This is a genomic window from Pseudomonas sp. S12(2018), assembly GCF_024355235.1.
In the GTDB taxonomy this organism is placed as follows: domain Bacteria; phylum Pseudomonadota; class Gammaproteobacteria; order Pseudomonadales; family Pseudomonadaceae; genus Aquipseudomonas; species Aquipseudomonas palmensis.
In genome coordinates this window covers 25,807-48,165 of the sequence record NZ_QLAD01000003.1, presented here as the reverse complement: position 1 = coordinate 48,165, position 22,359 = coordinate 25,807, and the positions used below count along the sequence as shown (strand labels likewise).

Annotated in this window: 15 protein-coding genes; 14 read left to right on the top strand and 1 reads right to left on the bottom strand. The window is 66.9% G+C overall.

The features are described from left to right. Nucleotides 1-51: 51 nt before the first annotated feature. Nucleotides 52-4,917, bottom strand: a complete 4,866-nt coding sequence (locus tag DN388_RS07410; RefSeq protein WP_116055061.1) for an NAD-glutamate dehydrogenase — start codon at nt 4,915-4,917, stop codon at nt 52-54. A gap of 248 nt (nt 4,918-5,165) precedes the next feature. Between DN388_RS07410 and DN388_RS07405 the strand changes: the two genes are divergently transcribed. The 14 genes from DN388_RS07405 to DN388_RS07340 all read left to right on the top strand — a co-directional run bounded on the left by DN388_RS07405 (nt 5,166) and on the right by DN388_RS07340 (nt 22,352). Next, the gene (locus DN388_RS07405) at nt 5,166-5,519 is read left to right on the top strand and encodes a hypothetical protein (RefSeq protein WP_043864617.1); all 354 of its coding nucleotides are present in this window, start codon (nt 5,166-5,168) and stop codon (nt 5,517-5,519) included. A gap of 18 nt (nt 5,520-5,537) precedes the next feature. Continuing rightward, nucleotides 5,538-6,305 carry an amidohydrolase gene (locus DN388_RS07400; protein ID WP_254998255.1) on the top strand — a complete coding sequence of 256 codons (768 nt, stop codon included), beginning with the start codon at nt 5,538-5,540 and terminating at the stop codon, nt 6,303-6,305. Between the two features lie 56 nt (nt 6,306-6,361). Continuing rightward, nucleotides 6,362-7,072: a FadR/GntR family transcriptional regulator gene (locus tag DN388_RS07395; protein WP_043864619.1), complete on the top strand. Its 711-nt coding sequence runs from the start codon at nt 6,362-6,364 to the stop codon at nt 7,070-7,072. Between the two features lie 97 nt (nt 7,073-7,169). Then, complete coding sequence (lhgO, locus tag DN388_RS07390) at nt 7,170-8,363, top strand: L-2-hydroxyglutarate oxidase (protein WP_054916212.1); 1,194 nt, start codon at nt 7,170-7,172, stop codon at nt 8,361-8,363. A 69-nt stretch (nt 8,364-8,432) separates the two neighbouring features. Further along, nucleotides 8,433-9,761, top strand: a complete 1,329-nt coding sequence (locus DN388_RS07385; protein ID WP_043864621.1) for an MFS transporter — start codon at nt 8,433-8,435, stop codon at nt 9,759-9,761. A 220-nt stretch (nt 9,762-9,981) separates the two neighbouring features. Further along, the gene (locus DN388_RS07380; protein ID WP_043864622.1) at nt 9,982-10,941 is read left to right on the top strand and encodes a MoxR family ATPase; all 960 of its coding nucleotides are present in this window, start codon (nt 9,982-9,984) and stop codon (nt 10,939-10,941) included. A gap of 4 nt (nt 10,942-10,945) precedes the next feature. Beyond that, a complete protein-coding gene (locus DN388_RS07375; RefSeq protein ID WP_054916213.1) occupies nt 10,946-11,890 on the top strand; it encodes a DUF58 domain-containing protein in 945 nt (314 codons plus the stop codon). Then, nucleotides 11,887-12,381, top strand: coding sequence for a DUF4381 domain-containing protein (locus DN388_RS07370; RefSeq protein WP_043864624.1), 495 nt, complete (start codon nt 11,887-11,889; stop codon nt 12,379-12,381). Before DN388_RS07375 ends, DN388_RS07370 begins: the two co-directional genes overlap by 4 nt. Next, a complete protein-coding gene (locus DN388_RS07365) occupies nt 12,374-13,450 on the top strand; it encodes a VWA domain-containing protein (protein ID WP_254998248.1) in 1,077 nt (358 codons plus the stop codon). The genes DN388_RS07370 and DN388_RS07365 overlap by 8 nt, the downstream gene beginning before the upstream one ends. After that, nucleotides 13,447-15,165, top strand: a complete 1,719-nt coding sequence (locus tag DN388_RS07360) for a VWA domain-containing protein (RefSeq protein ID WP_254998245.1) — start codon at nt 13,447-13,449, stop codon at nt 15,163-15,165. The genes DN388_RS07365 and DN388_RS07360 overlap by 4 nt, the downstream gene beginning before the upstream one ends. Continuing rightward, nucleotides 15,162-16,784: a BatD family protein gene (locus tag DN388_RS07355; RefSeq protein ID WP_043864627.1), complete on the top strand. Its 1,623-nt coding sequence runs from the start codon at nt 15,162-15,164 to the stop codon at nt 16,782-16,784. Before DN388_RS07360 ends, DN388_RS07355 begins: the two co-directional genes overlap by 4 nt. A 92-nt stretch (nt 16,785-16,876) precedes the next feature. After that, nucleotides 16,877-18,118 (top strand): exonuclease SbcCD subunit D C-terminal domain-containing protein, encoded by a 1,242-nt coding sequence (locus DN388_RS07350; RefSeq protein WP_078479577.1) that lies wholly within the window; start codon nt 16,877-16,879, stop codon nt 18,116-18,118. After that, nucleotides 18,115-21,762 carry an AAA family ATPase gene (locus DN388_RS07345; protein ID WP_254998240.1) on the top strand — a complete coding sequence of 1,216 codons (3,648 nt, stop codon included), beginning with the start codon at nt 18,115-18,117 and terminating at the stop codon, nt 21,760-21,762. The genes DN388_RS07350 and DN388_RS07345 overlap by 4 nt, the downstream gene beginning before the upstream one ends. Next, nucleotides 21,759-22,352 carry a glutathione S-transferase gene (locus DN388_RS07340; RefSeq protein WP_043864630.1) on the top strand — a complete coding sequence of 198 codons (594 nt, stop codon included), beginning with the start codon at nt 21,759-21,761 and terminating at the stop codon, nt 22,350-22,352. The genes DN388_RS07345 and DN388_RS07340 overlap by 4 nt, the downstream gene beginning before the upstream one ends. Nucleotides 22,353-22,359: the final 7 nt, after the last annotated feature.

Here is a 22,359-nt window from a genome sequence, read left to right as displayed (position 1 = left end):
CCAAAAGAAAGCCCCGGCACAGGCCGGGGCTTCTTTTTACCTGCTACACACTCACGACGGCACCGCCGCCGACTGCCCGCTCAGCGCCAGGTCAACCAGCTCGCGGTTGGCCACCGCGTACATGGCGTAATCGGTGCCGGTGGCCGCACGCAGCTCATCGAGCATCGCGCGCCAGCGCTCCACCATCACCGCATGCTGCGCCAGCCACAAGGCAACCCGCGCATCCATGTCGGCAGGCGCATCGACCATCTGCAACACGGAGATGGTGATGGCGCGCTGCTGCAGGTCGATGTCATCGCGAAACGCTTCACGTGCCAGTGCCTGCCAGTTGTTCTCCACCGGCAGGTTGCTGATTTCCTGCAGGTACCAGGTCAGGTCCAGCGCGCTGCCCACGGCGAAGAACGCCTTGGCCACCTCGGCCGGGTCCTGGCCGGTCACATCGGAGGCCTCGATGATCGGCAACAGGGTGTACAGGTGCGTAGTGCCAGCCACCATGCGCGCCAGCAGCTCCGGCACGCCGGCTTCGACGAAGCCCTGGTAGCGGGTCATCCAGCGCTCGCGGGTCGGCCCCTCCAGCAGTTCGTCCAGCTTGAGCCCCAGCGCCGCGATCTTGGGCCCGAAGTGGGCCACGTCACGCCCGGCATCCTGCTCGTTGCGACGGCTGCGCAGGAACCAGCGGGTGGCCCGGCGGCCCAGGCGCATCAGCTCGTCCATCAGCGTCAGCTGCACTTCGGCGGGCACCAGGTAGTCCAGCGCCTCGATCTGGCGGAACCAGTGCGGCAGGTGGAAGATGTCGCGCACGATCACGTAGGCACCGGCCACGTTCGCCGGGCTCATGCCCGTGGACTCCTTGAGCCGCTGCACGAAGGTGATGCCCATGTTGTTGACCAGGTCGTTGGCGATCTGGGTGCTGACGATCTCGCGCTTGAGGCGATGGCGACGCATGGCCTCGGCGAACTTGTTCACCAGCGACGGCGGGAAGGCCGTCTCCATGTCGCGGGTCAGGTAGTCGTCATCCGGCACCAGCGACTGCAGCAGGGCTTCCTTGAGGTCGATCTTGCTGTACGAGATCAGCACCGACAGCTCGGCCCGGGTCAGGCCCTGGTTGGCCGCAATGCGCTCGGCCAGTTGCTCTTCGGTAGGCAGGAACTCGATGGCCCGGTCCAGCTTGCCGCGACTTTCCAGGTCGGCCATCAGGCGCTTGTACTCGGAAATCCGCTCACGCGCCCGGCGCGCCGCCAGCGACAGTGCCTGGGTCTGCTTGTAGTTGTTGCCCAGCACCAGCGCAGACACTTCGTCGGTCATGCTGCCCAGCAACTGGTTGCGCTGCTTCTCGGTCATGTCACCGGCCTGCACCACCTCGTTGAGCAGGATCTTGATGTTGACCTCGTGGTCGGAGCAGTCCACGCCACCGGCGTTGTCGATGAAGTCGGTGTTGGTCGCGCCGCCGTTGAGGCCGAACTCGACCCGACCCAGCTGGGTCATGCCCAGGTTGCCGCCCTCGCCCACCACCTTGCAGCGCAGCTCGTTGCCGTCCACGCGCAACGCGTCGTTGGCCTTGTCGCCCACATCGGCGTGGCTCTCTTCGCTGGACTTGACGTAGGTGCCGATGCCGCCGTTCCACAGCAGGTCGACCGGCGCCTTGAGCAGCGCATTGAGCAGCTCGGTCGGGGTCAGCTTGTCGGCCTCGATGGCAAAGCGTTCCTTCATCTGCGGGCTGATGGCGATGCTCTTGGCACTGCGCGAGAAGATCCCGCCACCTTCGGACATGATGCTGGTGTCGTAGTCGCTCCAGGCCGACCGCGGCAGGTCGAACAGGCGCTTGCGCTCGGCAAAGCTACTGGCAGGCTCCGGGTTCGGGTCGATGAAGATATGCAGGTGGTTGAAGGCGGCCACCAGTTGCAGCTTGTCTGACATCAGCAGGCCGTTGCCGAACACGTCGCCGGCCATGTCGCCCACACCGACCACGGTGATCGGGTCCTGCTGCACGTTGATGCCACGCTCGCGGAAATGGCGCTGCACGCCAACCCACGCACCACGGGCGGTAATCCCCATCTTCTTGTGGTCGTAGCCGGCCGAACCGCCCGAGGCAAAGGCGTCGCCCAGCCAGAAGCCGTAGTCGATGGCGATGCCGTTGGCGATGTCCGAGAAGGTCGCGGTGCCCTTGTCGGCCGCCACCACCAGGTACGGGTCGTCATCGTCGTGACGCACCACGTTGACCGGCGGCACCAGCACGCCATCCTTGAGGTTGTCGGTAATGTCCAGCAGGCCGGAAATGAAGATGCGGTAGCAGGCGATGCCTTCGGCCTGGATATCGTCGCGGCTGCCGCCCAGCGGCAGCCGGCGCGGCAGGAAGCCACCCTTGGCACCTACCGGCACGATCACCGAGTTCTTCACCTGCTGCGCCTTCACCAGGCCCAGCACTTCGGTGCGGAAGTCCTCTTCGCGGTCCGACCAGCGCAGCCCGCCGCGTGCCACGTTGCCAAAGCGCAGGTGCACGCCCTCGACCCGCGGCGAATACACGAAGATCTCGAACTTGGGCACCGGCTTGGGCAGCTCGGGAATCAGCCTTGGGTTGAACTTGAAGCTGAAGTACGACTTGGCCTGGCCATTGGCGTCGGTCTGGTAGAAGTTGGTGCGCAGGGTGGCCTTGATCAGGTCCAGGTAGCGACGCAGGATGCGGTCTTCGTTGAGCACCTGCACGTCGTCCAGCGCGGTCAGGATCGCCTGTTCCAGGCGTTGCTGCTTGTCGTCCAGGTCATCCCCGGCCAGCTTGCGCGCCAGGTAGAAGCGGGTCTTGAACAGCCGGGTCAGCTCGCGGGCGATGTCGGTATGGTTGTTCAGGGTGCTGGCGATGTAGCCCAGGTCGAAGCCCAGGCGAATCTGCTTGAGGTAGCGGGCATAGGCGCGCAGCAGCGCCACGTCGCGCCACGGCAGGCCGGCGGTCAGTACCAGACGGTTGAACGCATCGTTTTCGGCGTCGCCGTTGACGATGTGCACGAAGGCGTCCTGCAGGGTGTCGTTGAGCTGCTGGATATCCAGGTTCAGGCCTTCGCTGTAGGTGAAGGCAAAGTCATGAATCCAGAACTCGCGGCCATTGCTGTGGCGAAGACGGTACGGGAACTCGCCCAGTACGCGCAGGCCCAGGTTTTCCAGGATCGGCAGCACGTCCGACAGCGCCAGCGGGGTGTCGGCGTGGTACAGCTTGCAGTGCAGTTGCTGTTTGCCGGCCTGGGTCAGCGGCTGGTAGAAGCTCATCACCAACGGCTTGCTGTCGGACAGGGTCAGCAGGTGCTGCATGTCCACCACCGCCGAATGCGCGGCAAAGCGCTCGCGGTAGCCGGCCGGGAAGCCTTTGGGGAAGTCGGCCAGCACATTGGTGCCCTGGGCCTCGCCGAAGCTCTCGACGGTCAGGCTGGCATAGTCGTCCTGCCACGAACGGCAGGCCTGCACCACTTCGTTTTCCAGCTGCTGGGGGTCGATGTCGATGCGGTTTTTCGGGTCGACTCGCAGAATCAGTTGCACGCGGGCCAGCACCGACTCGGAGAAGAAGGTCCAGAACTCGCAGTCGCTGGCCTTCAGGCGCTCCATCAGCACCTGCTGGATCTTCTGGCGCACCTCGGTGGAATAGATGTCGCGCGGCACATAGGCCAGGCAGTAGCAGAAGCGCCCGTAGGGGTCCTTGCGCAGGAACACGCGAATCTTGTTGCGCTCCTGGATCTGCACGATCGACATCACGGTGCTGAACAGCTCGTCCACCGGGGTCTGGAACAGGTCGTCGCGCGGCAGCACCTCAAGTACCTGGGCCAGCTCCTTGCCCAGGTGGGCCTTGGCGTCGAAGCCCGAACGGCGCTCCACTTCGGCGACCTTGCCGCGAATGTACGGGATCACCCGCACACTTTCGCCATACACCGACGAGGTGTACAGGCCCATGAAGCGGCATTCCTTGATCACCTTGCCGTCGGCGTCCAGCTGGCGGATCGACACGTAGTCCGGGTAGGCCGGGCGGTGCACGCGGCTGGGGTGCGCGGCCTTGGCGAACGACAGCAGCAGCGGCTCGTTGAGGTAATTGACGGCGTAGTCTTCGATGCGCAGGTCGTCGGCGCTGAGGCCGCTGCGCAGGCGGCGGGTCAGGCCGAGGAAGGACTGCTCGTCATACTCCAGCTGGCCGCCCTGGGCGTCGGCCTTGACCACGAACTCTTCGTAGCCCAGGAAGGTGAAATGGTTGCTCACCAGCCATTGCAGGAAGCTCTTGACCTCGTCCTTCTCGGCAGCGGCCGGGGCGTAGGCCGTGTGGTCGATCAGCTCGAGCAGCTCGCGCACCTTGGCCTTCATCGGCTCGAAATCGGCCACCACCACGCGCACTTCGGCCAGCACCTGCTCCAACTCGCGGGCCAGCAGGTTGAGCTCGGCGGCATTGGCGCAGCGGTCGATCTCCAGGTACATCAGCGATTCCTGCAGGATGCCCTCACCCTGGGTGCCCTTGGGCAGAATCTCCAGCAGCTCGCCCTTGGCCCCGCGACGCACGCTGAGCACGGTGGTCTGCAGGGTATGGATGCTGTAGCCGCGGCGGTTGAGCTCGGTACGCACCGAGTCGACCAGAAACGGCAGGTCATGGTGCAGCACTTCCACGGCCGTGTGGGTGGACTGCCAGCCGTGGCGTTCGTAATCGGGGTTGTAGACCCGAACCTGGGGTTCGGTGTGGTCGAAGCGTTCGATGATGCGCCAGGCCGAGAGGGTGCAGCCGGCCAGGTCGGAGAGGCGACGCTGGGTCAATTCGTCAAGAGAGATGATGCCAAAGAACTGCTCGGCAAACAGCGCCACTTGTGGCAGTGCCTGTTCCCCGATGTGCTGCGCCAGGGCCGCCTGCAGTTGATGCTGGAAGTCGGCTTTGCTGGCTGCGGTGAAAAACGCCATCTGTGGTACTCCGCTTGGGCTTGTTATTGAGTGAAGCGTCGCGCACATGCCGTCATGCTCGGATCAACCATAGCCAACCACACGCTGGGTGTCGTCGGGTTGTCCATCGACAGGGCAGCTTAACGACTGGCCGGTCACCCCTGCTTGCGATGCTGCGACATATTCGGTCAATCAGCGGCAGGCGGCGATTTATCCATTGACCGAAGACTGGCACACTCGCGTTTCACTTCTTGACCCCCGAGCCGTCCATGCAACTGACCACCCCCCTGCTCTTCGCCACCCCCTGCGATGATGAAGAAGACAACATGGCCACCCTGTGCTGCCACAGCGACAAGGGCCAGATGTTCCTCATGACCCGCTACCCGGACGAAGACACGGTGGACATCACCCTGGATGACGAACCGAGCACACTGGACGGCATCAAGGTCACCCTCAGTGCCAGGCGCCTGCTGATCGAAGTGGCACCGGGAGACGCCGACGTGTTCAACGGCGCCGATCATCTGGAAATCACCCTCAGCAGCGACGGCACCGACCTCGCCGAAGTCGAGCAGACCCTGCAGAACATCCTCAAGGGCACCGGCACCTACGTCAGCGAGCTGTAACCCCGTCAAGGAGCCCCCATGCCCCAGCCGATCTTCGACGCCCACTGCCACATCATCGACCCGCGCTTCGCGCTGGTGCCCAACAACGGCTACCTGCCCGAGGCCTTCACCACCGAAGACTACCTGGCGGCCGTCACGCCGCTGGGCATCTGCGGCGGCGCGGTGGTGTCGGGCTCGTTCCAGGCCTTCGACCAGGGCTACCTGCTGGCCGCCTTGAAACAGCTGGGCCCAGGCTACGTGGGGGTGACACAGGTGCCGGCCGGCATCAGCGATGCCGAGCTGCTCGCGCTGGATGCCGCCGGCGTGCGTGCGCTGCGCTTCAACCTCAAGCGCGGCGGCTCGGCGCCGGCCGATCAGCTCGAAGCCATGGCCCTGCGCGTGTTCGAACTGGCCGGCTGGCACGTCGAGCTGTACGTCGATTCGCGCGAGCTGGGCGAGCTGACCCCGCTGCTGCGCCGCTTGCCGGCGGTGAGCATCGACCACCTGGGCCTGCGCCGCGACGGCCTGCCGGCGCTGCTGCAACTGGCCGAGGCAGGTGTGCGCATCAAGGCCTGCGGCTTTGGCCGGGTCGATTTCGATGTGGCCGCTGCCTTGCGCGACATCGATGCCGCCAACCCCCACGCCCTGATGTTCGGCAGCGACCTGCCCTCCACCCGCGCACCGCGCCCGTTCGACCCGGCCGATATCCAGCTGATCCGCCACACGCTGGGCGGCGCCAGTGTCGAGCGCGTGCTGTGGGGTAACGCACGGGCGTTCTATCGCCTGCAACCCCAGGCACATTCTTGACAACATGCAGCTGCACGGGCATTGTCTGACAACCTGACCTACTGGCTTTATCCTTCATGCTCGAGCTTCAACGCCCCGACACCCTGGTGGAACGCGTCGTCAGCGCCATCCGCACCGAGATCGACTCGGGGCGCCTGGCTGCCGAAGCACGCCTGCCCACCGAGCAGCAACTGGCCGAACAGCTGAATGTCAGCCGCTCGGTGGTGCGCGAGGCGATCTCCCAGCTCAAGGCCGATGGCGTACTGATCGCCCGGCGCGGGCTGGGCTCGTACATTTCGCAGAATCCGACCGGCACGGTGTTCCGCTTCCCCAGCAACAACGGGCGCAGTGCCGATCTGGTGCAGATGTTCGAAGTGCGCCTGTGGATCGAAACCCAGGCCGCTTCGATTGCCGCCCAGCGCCGCGACCAGGCAGACCTGGCGCGCATGGCCAAGGCCCTGCAGGAAATGATCGACAAGCGCAGCCAGTTCGACGTGGCGGCGGCTGCCGACGTGGAGTTTCACCGCGCAATTGCCGAAGCCAGCAAGAACGACTACTTCGTCGCCTTCCATGACTTTCTGCGCGGCCAGCTGGCTGCCGCGCGCAAGACCGCGTGGGAGAACTCGGCGGCGCATTCGGTGGGCGGCTCGGCCGACGCCAATCGCGAACACCAGGCGCTGTACCAGGCGATTGCCGACGGTGACCGCCAGCGCGCCGCGGCCTGCGCCGAAGCGCACCTGCGGGCCTCGGCCAAGCGCCTGAAGCTGGACCTGCCAGCAATGGAATGAACAACACGTGACGGGCGCTGCGGGTCAGCGCCCTTTTCTTCGCACTACTTAGTCTGACAACCTGATAACCAGATAAGAATACCAAGGTGACCCCTGCATGATTTACGACTACTGCATCATCGGCGGCGGCATCGTCGGCCTCGCCACCGCCATGGCGCTGCTCAAGCGCCAGCCTGGCGCCTCGCTGGTCATCCTGGAGAAGGAAACCACACTGGCCCGGCACCAGACCGGCCATAACAGCGGGGTCATCCACGCCGGCATCTACTACGCACCCGGCAGCCTCAAGGCCGACCTGTGCAAGCGCGGCGCCCAGGCCACCAAGGACTTCTGCGACACCCACGCCATCAAGTACGAGGTGTGCGGCAAGCTGCTGGTGGCGTCCAACCCGCTCGAGGTGCAACGCATGCAGGCGCTGTACGAGCGCTCGCAACAGAACGGGCTGAAGGTCGAGCGCCTGGATGCCGCCGAACTGCGCCGTCGTGAGCCGAACATCGTCGGCCTGGGCGGGCTGTTCCTCGATGCCACCGGCATCGTCGACTACAAGCAGGTGTGCCAGGCCATGGCCAAGGTCATCCAGGCCGCCGGCGGCGAGATCTGCCTGGACACCCGCGTGGCGGCGATCGCCGAAAGCGGCGACAGCGTCACCATCAGCAGCGAAGACCGCGTATGGCGCGCCAGGCAGCTGGTCGCCTGCGCCGGTCTGCAGTCGGACCGCCTGGCGGCGCTGGCCGGGGTCAGGATCGACCACCAGATCATCCCGTTTCGCGGCGAATACTTCCGCCTGCCAGCCACCAAGAACCAGATCGTCAATCACCTGATCTACCCGATCCCCGACCCGGAGCTGCCGTTTCTGGGCGTGCACCTCACCCGCATGATCGACGGCAGCGTCACTGTCGGGCCGAATGCGGTGCTGGGCCTGGGCCGCGAGAACTACGGCAAGTTCTCGATCAACTGGCGCGACGTGGCGCAGTACGCCCGCTTCCCCGGCTTCTGGAAAACCCTGTGGAACAACCTCGGTTCGGGCACCACCGAGATGAAGAACTCGCTGTTCAAGCGCGGCTACCTGGAACAGTGCCGCAAATACTGCCCTTCGCTCGAGGTCGACGACCTGCTGCCCTACGAGGCGGGCATCCGCGCCCAGGCAGTGATGCGTGACGGCACCCTGGTGCACGACTTCCTGTTCGCCGAGACCCCGCGCATGGTCCACGTGTGCAACGCACCGTCGCCGGCAGCCACCTCGGCCATCCCGATCGGCGAAATGATCGCCGACCGCCTGCTCACACCACGCTGATCCGCATTGCTGCACGGGCGCCCGCCGCCCGCTTGAAAATAACTACAAAGACCAACAAGGAATCTCTCGATGTCGGTACATGAAGCGGTCACCACCGCAACCGAAACCCCGGAACAGAACAGGAAGCGCCTGCGCAAGGTCGCGGCGGCCACCATCTTCGGCTCGATGCTGGAGTGGTACGACTTCTACCTGTACGCCACCATGGCGGCCATCGTGTTCTCGAAGATCTTCTTCGACGCCAGCAACCCTCAGGTTGCCTCGCTGCTGGCCTTCTCCACCTTTGCCATCGGCTTTATCGCCCGCCCGTTCGGCGGCGTGCTGTTCGGCTACCTGGGCGACCGTTTCGGGCGCAAGCAGGTACTGGTGGTGACCTTCTGCATGATGGGCCTGTGCACCACCCTGATCGGCCTGATCCCCAGCTACGCCAGCATTGGCATCTGGGCGCCGATCATCCTGGTGCTGGTGCGCATAATCCAGGGCCTGGGCGCGGGCGCCGAGCTGTCCGCCGCGGCCGTGACCAGCTACGAACATGCCAGCGAAGGCAAGCGCGGCAGTCAGGGTGCCTGGCCTGCGCTGGGGCTCAACCTGGGCCTGCTGCTGTCGTCGCTGACCGTGTACCTGCTGACCATGAACGGCAACGACTTCCTGCTCTCGGGCGGCTGGCGCATCCCGTTCATCTGCAGCATCGTGCTGGTGGGCGTGGGCTTCTGGGTACGCCGCAGCATTCCGGAAACCCCGCAGTTCGCCGAACTCGAGCAGGCGCCGAAAAAAGCCAAGGTGTCGCCGCTCAAGGCGCTGTTCAAGAACGACCTCAAAGGCCTGGCCGTGGTGTTCTTCGTGGCCATCGGCTACAACGCCCTGAGCTATATCTTCAAGACCTTCTCGCTGGCCTACCTGACCCAGTTCAAGGGTGTGGAGGCCCACGTGACCTCGCTGTCGGTGACCATTGCCAGCCTGGTGGCGATCGTGGCGGTGCCATGCTTCGGCTGGTTGTGCGACAAATGGAGCAGCAAGGCCGTGCTGATCATGGGCGGTCTGTTCTCGGTACTGTTCGCGTACCCGTTCATGGCCCTGCTCAACACCGCCGAGCCGCTGATGATCTACATCGCCATCGCCATTGGTACCGGCCTGCTGGCGCCGATGATGTTCGCCCCGCAGGGTTCGTTCCTCAGCCGCCAGTTCCCCACGGCCACGCGCTCATCGGGCTTTGGCACCGGGCGCGAGATCGGCACCGCGGTGGCCGGTGGCCTGGCGCCACTGGGCGGCCTGGCACTGGTGGCCAGCTCGCCGACCCATTCGACCGACGGCGTGGTGGCGATCCTGGCGATTGCCGCAGTGTTCGTGGTGGTGTTCGCCCTGTGTGACCAGGGGCGCAAGCACTCCAGCTTCAAGAACTGACTCGCCTGGCTAATCATCGCGGGTCAAGCCCGCTCCCACAAGAACAGCGCCGACCTTGTGGGAGCGGGCTTGACCCGCGATGGCGGCACCGATGATTTGTGATCTGCGCTCAAATTTACCCACCCACCATTAGTCGCCGCACCCCCGGATGGATTAAAGTATCAGCCCCTGCCCGGGCGTTGTTGCCCTCCCCCCGGGCGCACGCCCAGGAACCGTCCCGATGGAACATCGTGAAGCGCTCATCGCGCTGCGCACCTTTCTCTCCACCCAGATTCTTGGCCAGGAAAAACTGGTCGAGCGCCTGCTCATCGTGCTGCTCGCCGATGGTCATATGCTGGTGGAGGGTGCGCCGGGCCTGGCCAAGACCAAGGCCATCAAGGAACTCGCCGAAGGCGTCGAGGCGCAGTTCCACCGCATCCAGTTCACCCCCGACCTGCTGCCCGCCGACATCACCGGCACCGAAATCTATCGCCCTGAAACCGGCAGCTTCGTGTTCCAGCAGGGTCCGATCTTCCACAACCTGGTGCTGGCCGACGAAATCAACCGCGCCCCGGCCAAGGTCCAGTCGGCCCTGCTCGAGGCCATGGCCGAGCGCCAGGTCAGCGTGGGGCGCAGCACCTACGAGCTGTCGCCCCTGTTCCTGGTGATGGCCACGCAGAACCCCATCGAGCAGGAAGGCACCTACCCGCTGCCCGAAGCCCAGCTCGACCGTTTCCTGATGCATGTGAAAATCGGCTTTCCCGATGCCGCCGTGGAGCGGCGCATCCTGCAGCAGGCCCGCGGCGAGGCGCTCAACGGCGAAACCAAGCCCGAACGCCGGGTCAGCCAGCAGGCGATCTTCGCCGCACGCAAGGAGATCCTCGGCCTGTACATGGCCGACGCAGTGGAGGAGTACCTGGTGCAACTGGTGATGGCCACCCGCACCGGTGCCAAGTACGACGCCGAACTCGGCGACTGGATCGCCTACGGCGCCAGCCCGCGCGGCTCCATTGCCCTGGACCGCTGCGCACGCGCCCACGCCTGGCTGGCCGGACGCGACTTCGTCAGCCCCGAAGACATCCAGGCGGTGCTGTTCGACGTGCTGCGCCACCGCATCATTCTTTCGTTCGAGGCCGAAGCGGCCGGTATCGACCAGGACCGGGTGATCCAGCGCATCCTCGACGTCGTCGCCGTGGCCTGAAGCCATGCCTCTTTCAGCGCAGGCCGAGCCCGGCATCCGCATCGGCCTTTCCGAGCTGATCGAGATGCGTCATCGCGTGCGCGAGGTGCAGCTGTTCTCCGCCCCCGGGCAACGCAGCCCGCTGGTGGGCCTGCATCACTCGCGCCTGCGCGGGCGCGGCGTGGACTTCGACCAGGTGCGCGTTTACCAGGCCGGCGACGATGTGCGCAACATCGACTGGCGAGTCACCGCCCGCACCCAGGAACCCCACACCAAGCTGTTCCACGAAGAGCGCGAGCGGCCCATTTTCATCCTGGTCGAACAGAGCCGACGCCTGTTCTTCGGCTCCGGGCTGATGTTCAAGTCGGTACTTGCCGCCCAGGCCGCCGCCCTGATCGGCTGGGCCGCGCTGGGCCACAACGACCGCATCGGCGGCCTGGTGTTCGGCGACAACGAGCACTATGAAATCAAGCCACGGCGCAGCAAGCAGAGCCTGCTGCAACTGCTCAACCGCCTGGCGCGGGTCAACCAGTCGCTGCACACCGAGGCCCAGCCCCAGGGCGACAACCTCAACATCGCCCTGCGCCGCGCCCGCGAAGTGCTGCGCCCGGGCAGCCTGGCCATCGTGATCTGCGACGAACGCGCGCTCACCCCCGGGGTGGAGCAACAGATGAGCCTGCTGGCGCGCCACTGCGACCTGCTGCTGCTGCCGGTGTCCGACCCACTCGACCACGCCCTGCCCGCCGCCGGCTTGTTGCGCTTTGCCCAGCGCGGCGCACAGCTGGAGCTCGATACCCTGGATGCCAACCTGCGCAAGAGCTATCGCCAGCAGAGCGAGGCACGCATCGAACGCTGGGAACTGCTGGCCCAGAAACTGCGCGTGGTGCTGATGCCCTTGAGCACCCAGAGCGAAATGATCGAGCAACTGCGCGAATACCTCGACCCGCAACGTTCGGGTAAAAGCCGATGAACCCACTGGACGCACTGCAACCGCTGATCGCCCCCGCCCCCATCGGCGCGTGGCCGCCCGCGCCGGGCTGGTGGGTGCTGCTGGCATTGCTGCCCGTGCTCGCCTGGGGCCTGTGGCGGCTGCGTCACTGGCGCCCGCGCAAGGCTCCGCTGCCACGCGCCGAACAACCGCTGGAACCGATCCGCATCGCCGCCCTGGCAGAGCTGGCGGCGCTGCCCAAGCCCTACGACGGCGCACCGGCCGGTGCCTGGCTGCAGCAGATCAACGCCCTGCTCAAACGCCTGTGCCGCAACCACTACCCCGACAGCCACAGTCACACCCTCAACGGGCGCAAGTGGTTGGCGTTTCTCGACAACCGCTGCCCGGCCGCCGGCCTGACCCGCTGGATGGTACTGGTGGAAGGCGCCTACAAGCCCGAGTGCCGGCTTGACGACAAGGCCATCGCCGGGCTCAACCAGGCGGTCGACACCTGGATTCGCAAACATGTTTGAACTGGCCTGGCCGTGGGTCTTCGCGCTGTTGCCGCTGCCGTGGCTGGCCCGTCTGCTGCTGCCGGCCGCCGACAGCGGCGAACCGGTGCTCAAGGTGAGCTTTCTGGACGAACTCGAAGGCCTGGCCGGGCGCCGCGCGCGGCTCAACCTGCCGACCTGGCGCCAGCAGGCGCCGTTCGTGCTGGTGTGGCTGCTGTTGCTGTGCGCCGCCGCGCGCCCGCAATGGCTGGGCGAGCCGCTGCCGGTGGCCGCCAGTGGGCGCGACCTGCTGGTGGCGGTGGATGTATCCGGCTCGATGGACTTCCCCGACATGCGCTGGGACGACGAGGACGTCAGCCGCCTGACCCTGGTCAAGCAACTGATGGGCGACTTTCTGCAAGCGCGTGAAGGCGACCGCGTGGGGCTCATCCTGTTCGGCAGCCAGGCCTACCTGCAGGCCCCGCTGACATTCGACCGACGCACCGTGCGCAGCTTTCTCGACGAGGCGCAGATCGGGATCGCCGGCAAGAACACCGCCATTGGCGATGCCATCGGCCTGGCGGTCAAGCGCCTGCGCATGCGCCCTGCGCAAAGCCGCGTGCTGATTCTGCTGACCGATGGCGCCAACAACGGCGGGCAGATCCACCCGCTGACCGCCGCGCGCCTGGCCGCCCAGGAAAGCATCAGGATCTACACCATCGGCATCGGCGCCGACCCGGACGAAACCGGCACCGCCGGCATGCTCGGGCTCAACCCGAGCCTGGACCTGGACGAAGCCTCGCTCAAGGAGATCGCCGAGGTCACCCACGGCGCCTACTTCCGCGCCCGCGACGGCAACGAACTCAACGCCATCGGCCAGACCCTCGACCGCCTCGAGCCGGTAGCCCAGCAACCGACCCAGGCGCGTACCGCGCATGCCCTGTACAGCTGGCCGCTGGCCCTGGCGCTGGGCCTGAGCGTACTGCTGGTGGTGCGCGATCGCTGGCCCGACAACCTGCTGCAACGCCTGCTGCGTCGGCCGCACTTTCTGCAGCCGCACCCCGAATGGCGCGAGCGCCTCAAGCGCCTGCGCCTGCGGAGGCGTCGATGATCGAGCTCTGGCCCCAATGGTTGCGCCCGGCCTGGCTGTTGCTGCTGCCGCTGCTCGGCTGGCTGCTGTGGAAGCTGTGGCACCGACAAAAGCGCGCCGGACGCTGGCAGATGATCCTGCCCGCGGCGTTCCATGCCGTGCTGCTGGGCGGCGGCAATGGCCGCGACAGCAAGCTGCCGTGGATCGCCCTGGGCCTGGCCTGGCTGCTGGCCGTGCTGGCCCTGGTCGGCCCCAGCTGGGAGCGCCTGGAAGAGACCCGCCAGCGCGCCGCCGACCCGCTGGTGGTCATGCTCGAACTGACCCCGCAGATGCTCGCCGACGACACCCCGCCCAACCGCCTGCAGCAGGCCAGGCGCAAGCTGCTCGACCTGCTCGAACACCGCCGCGACAGCCAGACCGCGATCATCGTGTATGCCGGCAGCGCACACACCCTGGTGCCGCTGTCCGACGACCTGGCCACCAGCCGCAACCTGCTCGACGCCCTGGACCCCGCCATCATGCCGCAACCCGGTCAGCGCGCCGACCTGGCGGTACGCAAGGCGCTGGCACTGCTGGCCCAGGGCGCGCTGGGCCAGGGGCGCCTGCTGCTGATCGGCTCCTCGCTCAGCCCGCAGGAACGTCAGGGCATCACCCAGGCACTGGGGCGTCATGGTCCCAAGCTGCTGATGCTGGGCGTGGGCACCCCCGAAGGCGCGCCGGTCAGGCAGACCAACGGCGAGTACCTCAAGGACGCGGACGGGGCAATCCTGGTTCCGCGCCTGGACAGCGCCGAGCTCAAGGCCTTCATCAACAGTACCGGCGGGCGTTACCGCAAGGCGCGCATCGACGACCTCGACCTGCGCGGCCTGGGCCTGTTCGACAATCCCCAGGCGCTGCGCGCCGACGGCCAGACCCTGCAACTGGACAGCTGGGCCGACCAGGGCTACTGGCTGCTGATCCCGCTACTGCTGCTGGCCGCGTGCGCTGGCCGGCGTGGCTGGCTGTTCTGCCTGCCGCTGCTGCTCGGCCTGCTGCCGCAACCGAGCCATGCCTTCACCTTCAACGACCTGTGGCTGCGTCCCGACCAGCAGGGCCATCGCCTGCTCGAACAGCAGCGTCCGGCCGAGGCCGCCCGCCACTTCGAAGACCCGCAATGGAAAGGCATGGCGCTGTACCAGGCTGGCGACTATGCTGGCGCCGCCCGTGAATTCGCACGGGCCAGCAGCGCCAGCGCCCATTACAATCGCGGCAATGCCCTGGCCCGCAGCGGCGAACTGGAGGCGGCCGTGGATGCCTGGGAGCAGGCCCTGGAGCTGGAGCCCGAGCTGGAAGCGGCCCAGGCCAACAAGGACCTGGTCGAGCAGCTGCTGCGCCGCCAGCCCGAACAGCCCCAGCAACCGCCGGCCACCGAAGACCCGCCTCAGGGCCGGCCCGACCTGCCGACCGATTCGGCCAGCAACGGCCAGCAATCGAACAGCAGCGACAGCAGCCAGGGCGATGCCAAGGCCGGCGCCGGCGAAGACACCGCCACCGCGCCAGAGCACGCGCACAACGCCAGCGAGCCGCCGGACGAAGACACCACCCGGCCACCGCAGCGCCCCGTCGACAGCACCCTGGATGCCGAGCAGCGCCAGGCCCTGGAACAATGGCTGCGCCAGATCCCGGACAACCCGTCCGAGCTGTTGCGCCGCAAGTTCTGGTACGAACAGCAACTGCATCAGGAAAGCCCCAAATGATCCGCGTCTGCGCCCTGGTTTTCAGCTTCTTGTTCGCCCTGCAGGTGCAGGCGGCGACGCTGCTCGCCAGCGTCGACCGCAGCCGCCTGATCGCGGGCGAAACCCTGGAACTGACCCTGGAAATCGAAGACGTGACCCAGTTCGGCAAGCCCGACCTGACCCCGCTGCAGGCCGACTTCGAAGTGCGCGACACGCGCCAGGTCAACAGCCTCAAGAGCCTCGACGGCCAGACCCAGGCCAATACCCGCTGGATCATCACCCTGCGCCCGCGCCAGAGCGGCACGGTCCAGGTGCCGGTGCTGCACCTGGGCGAGGCGCAGAGCCAGCCGGTGACGTTACAGGTACTGCCGGCCGAGGCGGCCAGCGACATCAGCCAGGCGCCGGTGAGCATCGATGCCAGCCTGGACGCAGACAGCGTGTACGTGCAGGCCCAGGCCGTACTGACCCTGCGCATCTACCACTCGGTGTCGCTTTACGATGACAGCAGCCTCAGCCCGCTGGTGATCGCCAATGCCCGGGTCGAACCACTGGGCGAGTCGCGCACCTATGAAAAACTGATCAACGGCGTGCGCTTTGGCGTGATCGAGATGCGCTACGCGATCTTCCCCCAGCAAAGCGGCGCATTGAGCATACCCGCCCTGACCTTCAGCGCCACCAGCGCCGACGAGCCGGCCCAGGGCGACAGCGGCGCGGCACGTGGCAAGCAGGTACGGGTCAGTTCCACGCCGCTGCCCTTGCAGGTGCTGCCGATACCGGCCGAGTACCCCGCCGACCAGCCGTGGCTGCCGGCACGCAGCCTGAGCCTTGAGGAACGCTGGAGCCCGGACCCTGCGCAGACCCCGACCCAGATCGGCGACTCGCTGACGCGCAGCGTGATCCTCAGCGCCGACGGGCTGTCCAGTGCGCAACTGCCACCGCTGCCCGCCACCGAAGTCAACGGCCTGCGACGATACCCGGATCAGCCGCAACTGCGTGAAGAGGTCAGCGAACGCGGGCTGGTAGGCCTGCGCGAGGAACGCGAGGCGCTGGTGCCGACCCACAGTGGCGCACTGGAACTGCCGAGCCTCGAGGTGGTGTGGTGGAACACCCGCGAACAGCACGTGGAGCGCACCAGCCTGCCGGCGCGCGGGTTGAAGATCGAAGACAACCCTGCCCTCACGGCAGACACCCCGGCCAGCGTCGTCAACCTCGAGAACCGGCCGCTATGGCCGTGGCAACTGAGCACGCTGCTGCTGGCCCTGACCACCCTGCTCGGCTTCGCCCTGTGGTGGCGCGCACGCTCGCAGCCGGCGGTATTGCGTGCGGCGCAGAGCGGGCCGAGCCCGCGCACCCTGCTCGACGACCTCAAGCGTGCCTGTCAGGCCAACGACCCGCAGGCCACCCGCCAGGCGCTGGATGCCTGGGCCCGCCAGCAGCCCGAGACCCTGGCCGAGATGGCGGCGCGCTTCGTGCCGCTGTCGGATGCGCTGGACGGGCTCAACGGCGCGCTGTACAGCGAGAGCGGGCAATACTGGCAGGGCGATGAACTGTGGCGGGCGATCGGCACCATTCCCGCAGCCGAGCAGGCGCAGCCGAGCGCCGCCGAGAACGGCAGCCTGCCGCCGCTCTATCCCAAATAACGCGGCGCCTGCGCAGGGGCTATCGCAGCCCCCAAAACCTGCCACCCGCGTTACCATAGCCGGCTACCGGCTCGACCTTCACGGGACTTCCAATGCGTCTGTTTCACACCTCCGACTGGCACCTGGGGCAAACCCTGCATGGCCAGGAGCGCGACTTCGAACATGCCTGCTTTCTCGACTGGCTGCTCGGCCAGCTCAAGCTGCGCCAGCCTGACGCGCTGCTGATTGCCGGCGACATCTTCGACACCGTCAACCCGCCGGTCAAAGCCCAGGAGCGTCTCTACGACTTCATCGTCCAGGCCCACGAACAGCAGCCCAGGCTGAACATCGTGATGATCGCCGGCAACCACGACTCCGGCTCGCGCATCGAATTGCCCGCACCGCTGATGCGCCGTCTCAGGACCTACGCCCTGGGTCGCGTGCACTGGCTCGACGACGGCCAGCTCGACAGCGAGCGCCTGCTGGTGCCGCTGACCAACGCCAAGGGCAAGGTGACCGCCTGGTGCCTGGCCCTGCCCTTCCTGCGCCCGGCCGAAGTCACCGGTGCGCACCTGGGTGACGACTACCTGCGCGGCATCGGCCAGGTGCACGAATGGCTGATCGAGGCCGCCCTCAAGCAACGCAAGCCTGGCCAGGCGCTGATCGCCGTGAGCCACGCACACATGGCCGGCGGCTCGGTATCGGAAGACTCCGAGCGCAGCCTGATCATCGGCAATGCCGAGGCCCTGCCCGCCAGCCTGTTCGGCAGCCAGATCAGCTACGTCGCCCTGGGCCACCTGCACAAGCCGCAGAAGGTCAACCGCGAAGACCGCATCCGCTACAGCGGCTCGCCGATTCCGCTGTCGTTCTCCGAAATCGGCTATCAGCACCAGATCCTCGAAGTCGAACTCGACGGCGCCACCCTGACCAGTGTCGAACCGCGCCTGATACCGCGTGCCGTGCCCCTGCAACGCCTGGGCCCGGCGCCGCTGGTGGAGATTCTCGAACAACTCGGGCAACTGCCCCAGGTCGACCTGCTCGACGACCCGCAGCGCCAGCCCTGGCTGGAGGTGCGGGTGCGCCTGGACGAACCGCAGCCCGACCTGCGCCAGCAGCTCGAAGCCTGCCTGCAAGGCAAGGCCGTGCGCCTGGTACGCATCGCCGCCGAATACGCCGGCACCGGCGCCAGCGACGGCGAGGATGACACCCGCCTGATCGAGCTGGGCCAGCTCAGCCCCCACGACCTGTTCAGCCGTGCCTGGGAACAGGCCTACGGCACCAGCGTCGACGAACAGACCCTGGCCGACTTCGCCCTGCTGTTGCAGGACGTGCAGCAGGAGGAGGAACAGCCATGAAGATTCTTGCCATTCGCCTGAAAAACCTCGCCTCCCTGGCCGGCCCGTTCGAGATCGACTTCACCTGCGAGCCGCTGGCCAGCGCCGGCCTGTTCGCCATCACCGGGCCGACCGGGGCCGGCAAGAGCACCCTGCTCGACGCCTTGTGCCTGGCGCTGTTCGGCGCGGTGCCGCGGCTGAACAACATCGGCCGCGAGACCAAGCTGCCCGAGGTCGACAGCGAAATACTCACCAGCGACCCGCGCACCCTGCTGCGCCGCGGCACCGGCAGCGGCTTTGCCGAAGTCGACTTCGTCGGCATCGACGGGCGCCATTACCGCGCCCGCTGGGAAGCCAACCGCGCCCGTGACAAACCCACCGGCAAGTTGCAGGGCAGCCGCCAGAGCCTGCACGACCTGGACAGCAACCAGTTGCTGAGCAACCAGAGCAAGCGCGAATACGAGCAGATGATCGAGGCCCGCCTGGGCCTGAACTTCGAACAGTTCACCCGCGCCGTGATGCTGGCGCAGAGCGAATTCAGCGCGTTCCTCAAGGCCGACGACAAGGAACGCAGCGAACTGCTCGAAAAGCTCACCAACACCGCCATCTACAGCCAGCTGGGCCGGCGCGCCTACAGCAAGAGCAAGGAGGCCGAAGAGGCGCACAAGGCGCTTACCGACCAGGCCCAGGGCGTGATGCCGATGGCCGACGAGGCACGCGCCGAGCTCGACCAGCGCCTCGCCGAGGCGCAGCGCCAGCTCAAGGCCGAACAGGCCCGCCTGCGCCTGCTCGAACAGCAGCGCAGCTGGTTCGCCGAACTCAAGCAGCTGCAGGACCAGCAGGCCGCCGCCAGCGAGCAGTTGCACAGCGCCCAGCAGCAGTGGGCGCAGTTGCAGGGCGAACGCCTGAACCTGAGCCGCCTCGAACAACTCGCCCCGCAGCGCCATCAGTTCGCCCGCCAGCGGGAACTGGCCAGCCAGCTCAGCCCACTGGCAGCGAGCATCCAGCAGCAACGCCAGCAGCAGGCCGCGTTGCAGCAACGCCTGCAGCAGCTTGAACAGGCGCAGCAAGCCGCCGGTGAGCACCTGGCCACGGCCCTGGCCCGGCAGACCGAGTGCGCGCCGCTGCTGCGCCAGGCCTTCGCCGAGCAGCAGACGCTGGCGCGCCTGGAGCAGGAGCTTGACCAGCGCAACGTTCAATGTCAGCAGGCCGAGCAAGCCAGTCGCCAAGGCCAGCAGCAGATCCAGGCGCTGATCGAGCGCCAGCAACTCACCCACCAGCGCCTGGCCCAGGTCGACGAGCAGTTGAGCCAGAGCGCTCACCTGGCCAGCATCGGTGATGCCTGGAACGCCTACCGTGCCCAGTTGCAGCAACTGATGCTGGTCGGCAACCGCCTCAGCCAGGGCCGCGAGGAACTGCCCGGCCTGCAGCAGCGCGCCGAAGAGTGCGCACGCCAGTTGCAGGCACACCGTGAAAGCCTGGCCCTGCGCTACCACGAGGCCGGCGCCGAGCCCGAGGCGCTGGCCGAACAGATCGACCTGCTCGGCACCCTGCTGCAGGACAACCGCAAGCAGCAGCGCGCCGTCGAAGAGCTGTCCCGCCTGTGGGCCAGCCAGCAGGAGCTGACGCAGCGCGCCCAGGCCCTGCGCGAGCGCCAGCAGGCGGCCCAGCAACAGCGTGAAGGCCTGATCGCCGAAGGCCTGCAGGGCAAGACCGAGCTGACCGCCGCCGAACAGGCCCTGCAGGTCACCCGCCAGGTGCTCGAACGTCAGCGCCTGGCCCGCAGCGCCAGCGTCGAGGAACTGCGCGCGCAGTTGCAGGACGACCAGCCCTGCCCGGTGTGTGGCAGCCAGGAGCACCCCTATCACCAGCCCGAAGCCCTGCTGCAGAGCCTCGGCCGGCACGACCAGACTGAAGAGGCCGGCGCCCTGCAGGCGGTGGAGGCGCTCAAGCTCAAGCTCGACGAACTGCGCAGCACCCTGGGCGGCGTGAATGGCCAGATCAAGGAGTACCTGCACCAGCAGGAACAACTGGCCACCCAGCAGCAGGCACTGGCTCCTGGCCTGGAGGCGCACGCGCTGTATGCGCAACTCTCGGCACAGGATGTGGGCGAGCGCTCGGCCTGGCTGGAGCATCAGCTACGCCGCCTGAACGACGACATCGCCCGCGACGAGCAACGCCTCGCTACCCTGCTGACCCTGCAGAAAGACGCCGCCCGTGTGCAGCAGCAGGTGCAGGCGAGCGTCGAGGCGAACCAGCAGGCCGCGCAGCACCTGAGCCAGCAACAGCATGCGCTGCAGGCCGACGACGAACACCTGGAGCAGGCGCTGGCCGGCTTCGCCACGCTGCTGCCAGGCGACATTCTCGATGCCTTGCGCCGGGAGCCCGCCGCGACCTTCCTGCAACTGGACCAGCAACTGGCCCAGCGCCTGGAGCTGCTGGACCGGCAAAAGGACGAGCAGCAGGAGCACGCCGAGCGTCAGCAGCAGCTTGAAAAGACCCAGGTGCAGCAACAGGCGCTCGAACTCAGCCATCAGGCCGTGCAGCAGCAGGTCGATGCCCTGCGCACCCAGCAGCAACAGGCCCGCGACGCCCTGACCGCGCTGATTGGCGAGCATGCCGGTGCCGAGCATTGGCAGCAGCACCTGGAACAGCAGGTCGAGGCAGCGCGCAGCGCGCAGGCAACGACCGGCCAGCAGTTGCAGCAGGCCCAGGCCCAGGCCATCGAGCGGGCTGCCGAACTCAAGGCAGACGAACAGCGTCTGGGCGCCCTGGAGCAGGAAAGCCAGCAGCTCGACCACGCCATCGGGCAATGGCGCCAGGGTCACCCGGAACTCGACGATGCCGGGCTGGACCAGCTGCTGGCGGTGGATGACGAGCAGGTCAGTCAACTGCGCCAGCGCCTGCAACAGGCAGAAAAGGCCATCGAGCAGGCCGGCGTGCTCGTCGCAGAGCGCGAACAGCGCCTGCAGCAGCATCAGGCCCAGGCCAGCGGCGAGGTACCCGCCGAGCAGCTGGAGCAGGCGCTGAGCGAGCTGCAGCAACACCTGGTGATCAGCGAACAGCAGTGCGCCGAACTGCGCGCCGAGCAGGCCGACGACCAGCGCCGGCAACTGGCCAACCAGGCCCTGGCCGAGCGCATCGCCCAGGCCTATGCCCAGTGGCAACGCTGGGCACGCCTGAACGCGCTGATCGGCTCGGCCACCGGCGACGTGTTCCGCAAGATCGCCCAGGGCTACAACCTCGATCTGTTGGTGCACCACGCCAATGCCCAGTTGCGCCAGCTGGCGCGGCGCTACCGGCTCAAGCGTGGCGGCAGCGCGCTGGGGCTGCTGGTACTGGATACCGAGATGGGCGACGAACTGCGTTCGGTGCACTCGCTGTCCGGCGGCGAGACCTTCCTGGTGTCGCTGGCACTGGCGCTGGGCCTGGCCTCGATGGCCTCGAGCACCTTGCGCATCGAGTCGCTGTTCATCGACGAAGGCTTCGGCAGCCTCGACCCGGAGTCGCTGCAACTGGCCATGGACGCGCTGGACGGCCTGCAGGCCCAGGGCCGCAAGGTGGCGGTGATCTCCCACGTGCAGGAAATGCATGAGCGGATCCCGGTGCAGATCCAGGTGCGGCGCCAGGGCAATGGGTTGAGCACGGTGGAGGTCAGCGGATGATCCTGTATTCGTTCCGCCGCTGCCCCTACGCGATGCGTGCGCGCATGGCCTTGCGCTACGCCGGTTGCCCGGTGCAGATCTGCGAAGTGAGCCTGAAGGCCAAGCCGGCCGACATGCTGGCGCTGTCGCCCAAGGGCACGGTGCCGGTGTTGAGCGTGGACGGTGAGGTACTGGAGGAAAGCCTGCAGATCATGCACTGGGCGCTGGCCCGGCATGATCCGCAAAACTGGGCGCTGCGGGACGACCCGAACGCAGCGCAGCAGGCCACGCAACTGATCGAGCGCAATGACACGCTGTTCAAGCAGCAGCTCAATCACTACAAGTATGCCGAGCGTTACCCGGAGCAGTCGCGCGAGACGTATCGTGCGCTGGCCGAGGCGGTACTGCTGGACCTGGAACAGCGCCTCGAGCGGCAGGCCTACCTGGTGGCGGCGCACCCGAGCATCGCGGACGTGGCGCTGATGCCATTCGTTCGCCAGTTTGCCGGGGTCGAGCCTGACTGGTTTGCCACAGCGCCCTACCCGCGCTTGCGCGTGTGGTTGCAGGGGTGGCTGGAGTCGGCGCTGTTCAAGGCGATCATGGCACGCTGACCAGCGA

Coding starts and splice junctions, on each gene's coding strand:
- DN388_RS07410 (WP_116055061.1), bottom strand. CDS start 4,917: ATGGCGTTTTTCACCGCAGCCAGCAAAGCCGACTTCCAGCATCAACTG.
- DN388_RS07405 (WP_043864617.1), top strand. CDS start 5,166: ATGCAACTGACCACCCCCCTGCTCTTCGCCACCCCCTGCGATGATGAA.
- DN388_RS07400 (WP_254998255.1), top strand. CDS start 5,538: ATGCCCCAGCCGATCTTCGACGCCCACTGCCACATCATCGACCCGCGC.
- DN388_RS07395 (WP_043864619.1), top strand. CDS start 6,362: ATGCTCGAGCTTCAACGCCCCGACACCCTGGTGGAACGCGTCGTCAGC.
- lhgO (WP_054916212.1), top strand. CDS start 7,170: ATGATTTACGACTACTGCATCATCGGCGGCGGCATCGTCGGCCTCGCC.
- DN388_RS07385 (WP_043864621.1), top strand. CDS start 8,433: ATGTCGGTACATGAAGCGGTCACCACCGCAACCGAAACCCCGGAACAG.
- DN388_RS07380 (WP_043864622.1), top strand. CDS start 9,982: ATGGAACATCGTGAAGCGCTCATCGCGCTGCGCACCTTTCTCTCCACC.
- DN388_RS07375 (WP_054916213.1), top strand. CDS start 10,946: ATGCCTCTTTCAGCGCAGGCCGAGCCCGGCATCCGCATCGGCCTTTCC.
- DN388_RS07370 (WP_043864624.1), top strand. CDS start 11,887: ATGAACCCACTGGACGCACTGCAACCGCTGATCGCCCCCGCCCCCATC.
- DN388_RS07365 (WP_254998248.1), top strand. CDS start 12,374: ATGTTTGAACTGGCCTGGCCGTGGGTCTTCGCGCTGTTGCCGCTGCCG.
- DN388_RS07360 (WP_254998245.1), top strand. CDS start 13,447: ATGATCGAGCTCTGGCCCCAATGGTTGCGCCCGGCCTGGCTGTTGCTG.
- DN388_RS07355 (WP_043864627.1), top strand. CDS start 15,162: ATGATCCGCGTCTGCGCCCTGGTTTTCAGCTTCTTGTTCGCCCTGCAG.
- DN388_RS07350 (WP_078479577.1), top strand. CDS start 16,877: ATGCGTCTGTTTCACACCTCCGACTGGCACCTGGGGCAAACCCTGCAT.
- DN388_RS07345 (WP_254998240.1), top strand. CDS start 18,115: ATGAAGATTCTTGCCATTCGCCTGAAAAACCTCGCCTCCCTGGCCGGC.
- DN388_RS07340 (WP_043864630.1), top strand. CDS start 21,759: ATGATCCTGTATTCGTTCCGCCGCTGCCCCTACGCGATGCGTGCGCGC.